The sequence below is a fragment of the Marinitenerispora sediminis genome (genome assembly GCF_003336425.1).
GTDB lineage: Bacteria > Actinomycetota > Actinomycetes > Streptosporangiales > Streptosporangiaceae > Marinitenerispora > Marinitenerispora sediminis.
Genome location: NZ_QEIO01000166.1, coordinates 1 through 10467, shown reverse-complemented (window position 1 = coordinate 10467; position 10467 = coordinate 1). Strand labels below are relative to the sequence as shown.

Below are 10467 nucleotides of genomic sequence, written 5' to 3'. Positions count from 1 at the left end.
GCTCCGCAAGGCACTGAAACTCAGGATCCAGGGATTCGTCAGCAAGTCCGCGGAACCGGCGCACATCGCCGCGGTCATCACCGCCCTGCACCAGGGCAGACGCTGGATCGACCCGGACGTCTCCGCCCTCGCCGTCATCGACGACTGCCCCCTCACCGACCGGGAGACCGACGTGCTCCGCGAGACCCGCCAAGGCTACTCCGTCGCCGAGACCGCCGCCCGGCTGCACCTGGCCGAGGGCACCGTACGCAACTACCTCTCCAACGCCATGGCCAAGACCCAGACCCGCACCCGCCACGAAGCGGCACGCCACGCCCACCAGCACGACTGGCTGTAGCGGCCGGTGCGCCTGGTTCGGGGATGGGACGGACCTGGACCGCCGACCCCTGTCACGACTGATCGATCCAAGCGCCGCCGAGACCGGGCAGCCACCGCCGCCCCCGCCCTCGCGCGGCGCCCCCGGAGGGCGCCCGAAGGACACCGGGCGTGCCCCCGCCGTCACTGTACGCGGGGGTGCGGGCGCCGCGGCTGGCCGGAAGCATGATCGGTGTCCAAATCGCTACCTGGCCTCCCCCTGCTGTTCCCCGCGGACCTCTAGCATGATTGGCTCCACTGGACTTCCCGGGGTGCCGCGCACCCCGGTCCTCTATGCCTTTTTCCAGACAGGGACCCCATGTTCAGACCCCCCTCCTCCTTCCGGCGGACAGCGAGCGTGGTGCTCGTCGCCTCGGCCGTCACCGTGTCGCTGGCGCCCCCGGCGGCGGCCGACGCCACGGCGGCCGGCCACGGCGCCGGCCGGGCGGCCTTCACCCTGACGATCCTGCACAACAACGACGGCGAGTCCCACCTGCTCGGCACGCCGGCCGACCCCGACTACGGCGGTGTCGCCCGGTTCGCCGCGCTGGTGCACCAGCTGCAGCGCGACGCGGTGCGGCCGTCCTCCGCGCAGTCCGGCGAGTCCCGGACCAACCGGGGCGTGGTCACGCTGTCCTCGGGTGACAACTTCCTGCCCGGGCCGCAGTTCACCGCGAGCCTGGAGAACGGCACCCCCTACTACGACTCGCTCGCGATCGGCGAGATCGGCTACGACGCCCTGGCACTCGGCAACCACGACTTCGACCTGGGGCCGGACGTGCTCGCCGACTTCATCGCGGGCGTGCCCGGACGGGCGCCGTTCGTCTCGGCCAACATCGACGTCTCGGGTGAGGAGTCGCTGGCCGAACTGGCCGAGCGGGGCCGGCTCGCGTCGAGCACGATCGTCCGGGAGCGCGGCCAGAAGATCGGCGTGATCGGCCTGGAGACGCCGCTGCTGGCCGCCATCTCCAGCCCGCGCGGCGTCAAGGTCGACGAGGAGATCGCCGCCGCCGTCCAGGCCGAGGCGGACGCCCTCACCGCCCAGGGCGTCAACAAGATCGTGCTGATCTCCCACCTGCAGGGGATCACCGAGGAGCGCGCCCTCGTCCCCGAGCTGAGCGGCGTGGACGTGGTGATCGCGGGCGGCGGCCACGAGCTGCTCGCCGACGACGACACCCCGCTGGTGCCCGGCGACACCATCACCGCCGACCCCGAGACCGGCGACCCGCTGCGCTACCCGCTGTACGTCCCCGACGCCGACGGCGTCGACGTCCCGGTGGTCACCACAGCCGGCGGGTACAAGTACGTGGGCCAGCTCGTGGTGAACTTCGACCGGTCCGGGGAGGTCGTCTCGGTCTCCGACCAGTCGGGCCCGGTGCGGGTCTCCGGCGTCGGCGAGGACGCGGTCGAGCCGGACCGGCGGACGCAGCGCCGCGTGGTCGAGCCGGTCCAGGAGTACGTCGACGCCATGGCGGAGAACGTGGTGGCGACCAGCGAGGTCGCGCTGGAGGGCCGCCGCGATCCGGGCGTGCGCACCCAGGAGACCAACCTCGGCAACCTGCTGGCCGACTCCGCGCTCGCGGCCGGCCGCGCCAACGCCGGGCAGTACGGGGTCACGCCGCCGCAGATCGCGCTGCAGAACGGCGGCGGCATCCGCAACGGCGCGCTGATCCCGGCCGGCGAGATCACCGAGCTCGACACCTACGAGATCGCGCCGTTCGCCAACTTCGTCGCGGTCGTCCCGGACGTGCCGCGGGCGCAGGTCAAGGAGCTACTGGAGAACGCGGTCTCCGGTATCCCGGCCGCCGACGGCCGGTTCGCCCAGGTGGCGGGCCTGTCGTTCAGCTACGACCCGTCGGGCACCGCGCAGCGGGTGAACGACGACGGCGTGGTGCAGCAGGCCGGCGAGCGGGTCCGCGACGTGGTGCTGGCCGACGGCACCGTGATCGTGGCGGACGGCGAGGTCGTCGACGGCCCGGCTATCTCGGTGGCCACGCACGACTTCTCCGCCCGCGGCGGCGACCAGTACCCGTTCCGCGGTCTGCCGTTCACCTCGGTGGGCGTCACCTACCAGCAGGCGCTGCAGACCTTCCTCACCGACGACCTGGGCGGCCGGATCACGGCCGCGGACTACCCCGAGGGCGGCGAGGGCCGCATCACCCGGGTGGGCTGAACCCGGACGGGCTGACCCGCTCCCCGGCCAGCCGCACCAGCGCCCCGGTCCGCCTCCGCGCGGCCCGGGGCGCACCCGCGCCGGCGGGGAATCCGGCATGGCGCCGGCCGCTCAGCCGTCGATGAACCGGCACCCGGTGCCGTAGACCCGCTCGGGCGCCTCGTAGCCGTCGACGTGCTCGCACCACGTGTCGAAGAGGCCGGAACGGACGGAGATGAACCCGAGGCCCTGGTTCTCCTGGCCGGCGTTGTCGGGCTCGCAGTTGTCCTCGCCCAGGGCGTGGCCGTTGGAGTCGATCACCAGGATGTCGCAGGTGAAGCTGTTGCCGGGCCACGCCGCGGCGGGCGCGGCCCCGCTCAGCGCGAGTCCCGTGCCCGCGAGCACGGCCGACACCCGGGTCCGGATCGCGATACGCATGGCTGCCTTTCGTCCGTCGGGCCGGAGCGCGCGGCGCCGCCGCGCGGGCGGAGTCCGACCTGTCCGACCGGTCGTGGTCACGGTGGGCGGTCGGGCGCCCACTCCGTGCACCCTAACCGGTCAGAGCGCCGCGGAACGGGATATCACCCCCGCGACACGGTTCACGGAGCGACGATCCGGCAGCCCTCGCCGCGCACGTACCGGGGCGCGCGGTACCCGATCACGTCCACGCACTGCACCGTGGGCCCGCTGACCCGGGGCGTGATGAACCCGGGCCCCTGCGGATCGGGCCGCGGCGAGTCGGCGACGCAGCCGCCGCGGCCCGTCGCCTCCTCGGACTCCTCCAGCGGCGGCACCCGCACCTCGTCGCAGGTGAAGCTGTTGCCCGGCCGGGCCTCGGCCGGCAGCGCCGTGGTGAGCACCGTGCTCGCCGCCAGTCCCACGCCGGCGGCGAGCACGCCGAGCCGGCGCCGAAGGATGATGCGCATGTCGCTGCCTTTCGTCCGCGAGGTCGGCGCGGCCCCGGCGGCCCGGGTGGGTCCGGCCGGCGCGCCGGTCACCAGTACACCGCACCCGCCCGCGCATCCGCGGGAGGTCCGACCTGCCGTGTCACCGCGGGGCGGCGTCCCCCAGCCGCTCCGCCACCCACGCGTGGAACGCCCCGATGTGGTGCTCCACGGGCACCAGCACCCCTCCCCCGCTGTAGGCGCGCGAGGACATCGCCGGCTGGCAGCGTTCGCAGGCGTCGAAGTCCTGCTGGTTGACGCGGTGGAAGAGCTCCACCGACCGGGAGACGTCGTGCCCGGCCTCGACCACCTCGGGGCTGTACAGCCAGTCGCACTCCACCACGGTGCGGTCAGCGGCCAGCGGGAACATGCGGTGCACGATGACGTGGTCCGGGACGAGGTTGACGAACACCTGGGGGCGGATCGTGATCGCGTAGTAGCGGCGGTCCTGGTCCTCGGTGACGCCGCCGAGGCGGGTGAAGCCCTCGCCGCCGTCCACGGTGAACCCGCGGACCTCCGCGCCGAACTCGGCGCCGTGGCCGACGTAGTACTGCGCGGCGTAGCCCTCGGCGAACTCCGGGAGCACCTCGGTGAGTTCGGGGTGGATGGTGCCGCAGTGGTAGCACTCCATGAAGTTCTCGACGATGAGCTTCCAGTTGGCCCGCACGTCGTAGACGATGCGCCGCCCCACGGACAGCTCCTCGATCCGGTAGCGGCCGATGGCGTCGGCGTCGCCGAGGCGCTCGGTGGCCGCGCCGATGACGGTCTCCTCGAAGGACGGCGGGTCGTCGGCCAGGCACACCCACACGTAGCCGAGCCACTCGCGCACGCGCACCCGCACCAGGCCGAACGCGTCGCGGTCGACGTCGGGCATCCGCACGAGGTTGGGCGCGGCGACCAGCCGGCCGTCGAGGTCGTAGGTCCAGGCGTGGTAGGCGCACTGGAAGGACCTGCGGACCTCACCGCGCTCCTGCGCGCACAGCCGGGCGCCGCGGTGCCGGCACACGTTGAGGAAGGCCCGGACGAGGCCGGAGCGGTTGCGGCTGACGATGACGTTCTCGGCGCCCACCTGCACGGTGCGGAACGCGCCGGGCCGGTCGAGGTCGGCGGCCCGGACCGCGCAGAACCACATGCTCTGCAGCATCCGCTCCTGTTCGAGCGCGAAGACCGCCGGATCGGTGTAGTAGCGGCCGGGCAGGGTGGGGATCAGGCTGGACGGCAGGTCGGTGGTCGTCACGTTCTCACCTCGTGCGGGTCGGCTCGGTGCGGCTGCGCCGCGGGTCGAACAGGGCGATGGGGTGGTCGGTGCGGCCGGTGGTGGCCAGGTCGGCGAGGATCTCGCCGACCACCGGGACGAACTTGAAGCCGTGACCGGAGAAACCGCAGGCCACCGTGACCTGGGAGTGCCGCGGGTGCCGGGCGATGACGAAGTGCTCGTCGGGGGTGTTGGTGTACATGCAGGCGGCGGCGCGCAGGGGCGCGCCGGGGACGTCGGGGAGCCGGGTGGCGAGGTGCCGGGCGATGACGGCGGTCTCGGCGGGGGCCACCCGCCGCTCGATGGTCTCGGGGGTGCACTCGGCGCCCCGGCGGAAGAAGGCGGTCTTCACGCCGCCGGCGGGGCCGTCGACGGCGGGGAAGCCGTAGACCTGCTCGCCGGCCGCGTCCTCCCAGATGTAGATCGGATGCCGCTCCGGGAGGAAGGGCCCGATCCCGCCGCGCGGGGCGAACCAGTGCTGCACCTGCCGCTCCACGGTGAGGGGGACGCCGAGGTCGGCCAGCAGCCGGGGCGCCCAGGCGCCGGGGCAGACCACCAGCCGTTCGGCGGTGTATCCGCCGGCGGGCGTGGTCACGCGGACGCCGCCGCCGGGCGGGGCGTCCCACTCGACGGCCGGCTCCTCGAAGCGCAGGTCCGCGCCGGCCGCGGCGGCCAGCCGCAGGTGGGCGGCGACCGTCGCCTCGGGGCGGACCAGTCCGGCGCGCTCCTCGTGGAGCGCCACCTCGTCGGGCTCCGGGGTGAAGGTGGGGAAGCGCCGGCGGATCTCGGCGGCGTCCAGCATGGAGTGGGGCAGGCCCCACTGCTCGGCGGAGCGGCGGCTGCCGGCCACGGTGCGGGAGTCGGGGCGGCCGATCATGAGTCCGCCCGTGCGGACCAACAGGTCGGCACCGGAGTCGCGTTCCAGCCGCTCCCAGAGCTCGTAGGCGCGCAGCAGCAGCGGCACGTAGGCGGGGTCCTCGAAGTAGGCCTGCCGGATGATCCGCGATCCGCCGTGGCTGGAGCCCTGGTCGTGGGCGGGGCCGAACCGCTCCAGGCCGAGGACGCGCGCTCCGCGGGCGGCGAGGTGGTAGGCGGCGGCGCTGCCCATGCCGCCCAGGCCGATGACGACGACGTCGTAGCTGGTGTTCATGGTGACAGGGTCCTCTCCGGGCGGGCGTCAGCGGCGGATGCGCGCCATCTCGGGGTCGACGAGCGGCTCGGCGGCGACCGTGGCGGGCCGGCGCTCGCCGAAGTACTCGACGTGCACCCGTGTGCCGGGGGCGGCCGCCGCGGCGGGCAGCCAGGCGTAGGCGATCGGGCGGTCGACCGTGTAGCCGTAGGCCGCGCTGGTCACGTAGCCGACCGCGCCGCCGCCCTGTGCGTCCAGGTAGACGGGTTCGCTGCCCATGACGACGTGGGCGCGCTCGTCCAGGGTGAGGCAGGCCAGCCGGCGGGCGGGTTCGTGGCCGGCGCGCTCCAGCAGCGCGGACCGGCCGGTGAAGTCGCCCTTGTCCAGCCGCACCGCGAAGCCGAGGCCGGCCTCGTAGGGGTCGTGCTCGGTGGTCATGTCCACCCCCGCGGCCCGGTAGCCCTTCTCCAGGCGGAGGCTGTTGAAGGCGCTGCGCCCGGCGGCCACCGCGCCGTGCCGGGCGCCGGCCCGCCACAGCACGTCCCACAGCCGCAGCCCGAGGTCGGCGCTGGTGTACAGCTCCCAGCCGAGTTCGCCGACGTAGGAGACGCGCAGCGCGAGCACGGGGACGTGCTCGATGCGGGCGCGGCGGGCGCGGAAGTAGCCGAAGCCCTCGTGGGAGAAGTCGTCGTCGGTGAGCGGCTGGACGAGGTCGCGGGCGAGCGGCCCCCACACGCCGACGCAGCAGGTGCCGGGGGTGAGGTCGGTGATGCGCACCGACCCGTCGCCGGGGGCGTGGCGCAGGAGGTGGTCGAGGTCGAGGTTGCCGTTGGCGCCGACCTGGAAGCGGTCCTCGGCCAGGCGGGTGACGGTGAGGTCGCCGCGCACGCCGCCCGCCCGGTCCAGCAGCAGCGTGTAGGTGACGGTGCCGGCCGCGCGGTCGAGCTGGTTGGTGGTGAGGCGCTGGAGGAGGTCGAGCGCGCCCGGCCCGGCGACCTCCAGGCGCTTGAGCGGCGTCATGTCGTACAGGGCCACGCGTTCGCGGGTGGCGCGGGCCTCGGCGGCGGCGATGGGCGACCAGTGGCGGGCCGACCATGCGTCGCGCTCGGGCAGGCGCAGGTCAGCGGCGAGTCCGGCGTTGGCCTCGAACCAGTGCGGCCGCTCCCAGCCGGCCGCCTCCAGCAGGACCGCGCCCAGCGCCTCGTGGCGCGGGTGGAACGGGCTGGTGCGCAGCGGCCGCGGCTCGGCGGCGGGCTGCAGCGGGTGGACGATGTCGTAGACCTCGACGAAGGCGCGCTCGCTGCGCTGAGCCACGTAGCGCGCAGCGAGCTGGACGTCCTCGAAGCGGTGCACGTCGCACTCGTGTACGTCGGTCCCCGCACGCCCGTCCACGAGCCATTCGGCGACGGCCCTGGCGACTCCGGCGGAGTGGGTCACCCACACGGCCTCGGCCAGCCAGAACCCGGCGAGCTCTCGGGCCTCGCCGAGCAGCGGCATGCCGTCGGGCGTGAAGGAGAAGACCCCGTTGATGCCCTCCTGCACGGCGGCGTCCGCCAGCGGCGGCAGAAGTGCGACGGCGTCGGCCCAGCTCGGTTCGAAGTCGTCTTTGGTGAACTCCAGCACCGAGGGCATGGCGCCCGGGCCGCCGGGCGGCGCGACGTCCTCCAGCCGGACCGGCATGGGGCGGTGCGCGTAGCTGCCGATGCCGACGCGGTCCCCGTGCTCGCGGAAGTACAGGTCGCGGTCCTGGTGGCGCAGGATCGGGCGCGAGGTCTCCAGGTGCGGGTCGGCGCCGGCGGCCAGGGCGGCGACGGGGCCGGTGACGGCGTACTGGTGCGCCATGGGCAGCAGCGGGACGGTGACCCCGGCCATCCGGCCGATCCGCGGTCCCCAGAAGCCGGCCGCGGAGACCACGATGTCGGCGGGCAGCGTGCCGCGGTCGGTGACGACACCGGTGACCCGGCCGCCGCGCTGCTCGATCCCCGTCACGGTGTGGTGGGCGCGGAACTCCGCGCCGCGCGCGGCGGCGGCCCTGGCCTGCGCCTCCGCGGCGCGCAGCGCCTTGGCGACGCCGTCGTCGGGGGTGTGCAGGCCGCCGTGGAGGGCGCCGGGGTCCAGCATCGGCCACATCCGGACGCACTCCTCGGGCGGCAGCAGCCGGGCGGGCACGCCCCAGGAGGCGGCCAGGCCCGCCTTGCGGTGGAGGTCGGCCCAGCGCTCGGGGGTGGTGGCGAGCTCCAGGCCCCCGACCGGGCGGAAGCACCACTGCCCGTCGAGGGTGAGATCGCGGTACTTGCGCACGGTGTAGCGCGCGAAGTCGGTCATGGCCTTGGACGCGTTGGTCTGGAAGACGAGGCCGGGCGCGTGCGAGCTGGACCCCCCGGTGGCGAACAGCGGCCCCTGGTCCACGACGGTGACGTCGGTCCAGCCGCGGGCGGTGAGCTCGTCGGCGAGCGCGCAGCCGACGATCCCGGCCCCGATCACGACGACCCGCGGGCCGCCGGTGTTCAACCTGCCTGGCATGGTGTCTGCTCCCGGTCCTGGCGTCGGTCGGCGGTCGCGGTGCCGGCGCGGGCGCGGGCGCCGGCGCGGGGGAGCCTGTCCGCTCCGCAGCCGCTCGGGCTGGCCGACGGGGGCTGTTCGGGCTGGTCGGGGCGTTCACGGACGGGTCGGGCACTCATGGGCGACGTCCCTTCACGTTGGACACGGCGGACGGCCGCGGTCGGCACCGAGTTGCGCATGGTGCGCGGCGATCGCACGATGAACAACGATGCGGGGCGGCTCGGCGGGCCGTCAATACCCGCTCCGGTTAACCGTTGTTACGCGGTGGTGACCAAACCGAGGCCGGGAAATCAGGGGTTGACGCGCCCGGGAGAGCGATCCGAGACTGTTGCGTGATGGCCGCTGCGTTGCGCAGAGAACAACTCATGCGCCGTTCCACCCGTCCTTGAGCGGCCGTCTCCCCGTTTCGTCGGCCTCCGGCCGCCCGTCCGGGGCGGGCTCGTCCGCGCCGCCCCGCCGCCCCACCGTGCCCGCGCGGCCGGCGGTGCGGGCCGCCGTCCCACCGTCCGAGTCCCAGCGCAGTACGGGAGACGTGATGATCTACGCGTGCCACCTCGACGACCTCGCCCCGGGCGAGAGCGTGCGCGTCGACGCCGACGTGCCGATCGCCGTGTTCAACGTGGACGGCCGGCTGTACGCCGTCGACGACACCTGCAGCCACCAGGACGCGTCGCTGTCGGAGGGCTGGCTGGAGGGGTGCTTCGTGGAGTGCCCGCTGCACGCCTCCGCCTTCGACCTGCGCACGGGCATGCCCACCTGCCCCCCGGCGCGGCGGCCGGTGCGCACCTACGACGTCGCGGTCCGCGACGGGCTGGTCTACGTGCACGCGGCGGCCCGGGAGGAGGCCGCGTGAGGGCGGTGACGGTCGTCGGCGCGTCGCTGGCCGGACTGACAGCGGTCCGGTCCCTGCGCCGGCACGGCTTCGACGGCCGGATCACGGTCGTGGGGGCGGAGCGGCACCGCCCCTACGACCGGCCGCCGCTGTCCAAGGACGTCCTGCTCGGCAAGGCCGCCGTCGCGGACCTCGCCCTGCACGACGACGAGGAGGAGGCGGAGCTGGCCGCCGAGTGGGTGCTGGGCCGCCCGGCCGTGGCGCTGGACCCGCGCCGGCGGTCGGTGCGGCTGGCCGGCGGCCGGGAGGTGGTGTCCGACGGCGTGGTGGTGGCCACCGGGGCGGCCCCGCGCCGGCTCCCGGGCTCGGAGGGGATGGCGGGTGTTCACACGCTGCGCACGCTCGACGACGCCGAGGCGCTGCGGGCCGAGCTCGGCCGCGGGCGGCCCTCGGTCGTGGTCGTGGGGGGCTCGTTCATCGGGGCCGAGATCGCCTCCTCGTGCGGCGCGCTCGGGCTGGACGTGACCGTGGTGGAGGCGGCGCCGCTGCCGCTCGCTCCGGTGCTGGGCGGGCGCATGGCGCGGGTGTGCGCGGCGCTGCACGCCGACAACGGCATCCGGCTGCTGTGCGGTGTCCAGGTGGCGGGCCTGGTCGGCGGCGGCGGCCGGGTCGCGGGCGTCCGGCTGGCCGACGGCCGGCTGCTCCCCGCCGACGTGGTGGTCGTGGGTATCGGCGTGCTGCCCGGCACGGAGTGGCTGGCCGGCTCCGGCGTGCGGACCGCGCAGGGCGTGGTGTGCGATCCCGGCTGCCGCACCTCGGTGCCCGGAGTGGTGGCGGCCGGCGACGTCGCCCGGATCCAGTGGCCCGGCCGCTCTCCCGAGCGGCGGGTGGAGCACTGGTCCAACGCCGCGGAGCAGCCGGACGTCGCGGTCCGCAACCTCCTCGCCGGGTCGGCCGTGGCGGAGTCGCGGCACGTGCCGTACTTCTGGTCGGACCAGTACGGGGTGCGGATCCAGTTCGCGGGATCGGCCGCGCCGGGCGACGAGGTCCGCATCGAGGAGGGCGACCCGGAGGAGCGCTCGTTCGCCGCGGTGTACCTGCGCGGCGGCGAGGCCCGCGCGGTGCTGGCGATGAACCGCCCCCGGCCGTTCGCCCGGCTGCGCCGCCGGCTCCCGGCGAGCGGCCCGCCGGTCCCGGCCGAGGCGTAAGGCGGGGGCGGGGGCGGTTCATCGCCAGCAC

Annotated in this window: 9 protein-coding genes; 4 read left to right on the top strand and 5 right to left on the bottom strand. The window is 74.9% G+C overall.

Annotation, left to right across the window (positions count from 1 at the left end; genetic code table 11):
- Positions 1-337: response regulator transcription factor (locus DEF28_RS23045; protein WP_147280235.1), on the top strand; the 337-nt coding region annotated here is incomplete at its 5' end.
- A 336-nt stretch (positions 338-673) separates the two neighbouring features.
- Positions 674-2527, top strand: coding sequence for a bifunctional metallophosphatase/5'-nucleotidase (locus tag DEF28_RS23040; protein WP_114400122.1), 1854 nt, complete (start codon positions 674-676; stop codon positions 2525-2527).
- 111 nt (positions 2528-2638) lie between these two features.
- Here the strand turns inward: DEF28_RS23040 and DEF28_RS23035 are convergent, their stop codons facing one another.
- The 5 genes from DEF28_RS23035 to DEF28_RS23015 all read right to left on the bottom strand — a co-directional run bounded on the left by DEF28_RS23035 (position 2639) and on the right by DEF28_RS23015 (position 8357).
- Positions 2639-2944: a hypothetical protein gene (locus DEF28_RS23035; protein WP_114400121.1), complete on the bottom strand. Its 306-nt coding sequence runs from the start codon at positions 2942-2944 to the stop codon at positions 2639-2641.
- Positions 2945-3105: 161 nt separating this feature from the next.
- Positions 3106-3432: a hypothetical protein gene (locus tag DEF28_RS23030; RefSeq protein ID WP_147280234.1), complete on the bottom strand. Its 327-nt coding sequence runs from the start codon at positions 3430-3432 to the stop codon at positions 3106-3108.
- Between the two features lie 121 nt (positions 3433-3553).
- Positions 3554-4687 carry an aromatic ring-hydroxylating oxygenase subunit alpha gene (locus tag DEF28_RS23025; protein ID WP_114400119.1) on the bottom strand — a complete coding sequence of 378 codons (1134 nt, stop codon included), beginning with the start codon at positions 4685-4687 and terminating at the stop codon, positions 3554-3556.
- A 4-nt stretch (positions 4688-4691) separates the two neighbouring features.
- On the bottom strand, positions 4692-5855 hold the full coding sequence (gene solA / locus DEF28_RS23020) for an N-methyl-L-tryptophan oxidase (protein ID WP_114400118.1): 1164 nt from the start codon (positions 5853-5855) through the stop codon (positions 4692-4694).
- Positions 5856-5882: 27 nt separating this feature from the next.
- Positions 5883-8357 (bottom strand): GcvT family protein, encoded by a 2475-nt coding sequence (locus tag DEF28_RS23015; protein WP_114400117.1) that lies wholly within the window; start codon positions 8355-8357, stop codon positions 5883-5885.
- A 574-nt stretch (positions 8358-8931) separates the two neighbouring features.
- Between DEF28_RS23015 and DEF28_RS23010 the strand changes: the two genes are divergently transcribed.
- Both DEF28_RS23010 and DEF28_RS23005 read left to right on the top strand, forming a co-directional pair.
- Positions 8932-9249: a bifunctional 3-phenylpropionate/cinnamic acid dioxygenase ferredoxin subunit gene (locus tag DEF28_RS23010; RefSeq protein WP_114400116.1), complete on the top strand. Its 318-nt coding sequence runs from the start codon at positions 8932-8934 to the stop codon at positions 9247-9249.
- On the top strand, positions 9246-10436 hold the full coding sequence (locus DEF28_RS23005; RefSeq protein ID WP_114446225.1) for an NAD(P)/FAD-dependent oxidoreductase: 1191 nt from the start codon (positions 9246-9248) through the stop codon (positions 10434-10436). Before DEF28_RS23010 ends, DEF28_RS23005 begins: the two co-directional genes overlap by 4 nt.
- The last annotated feature ends 31 nt before the right edge of the window (positions 10437-10467 follow it).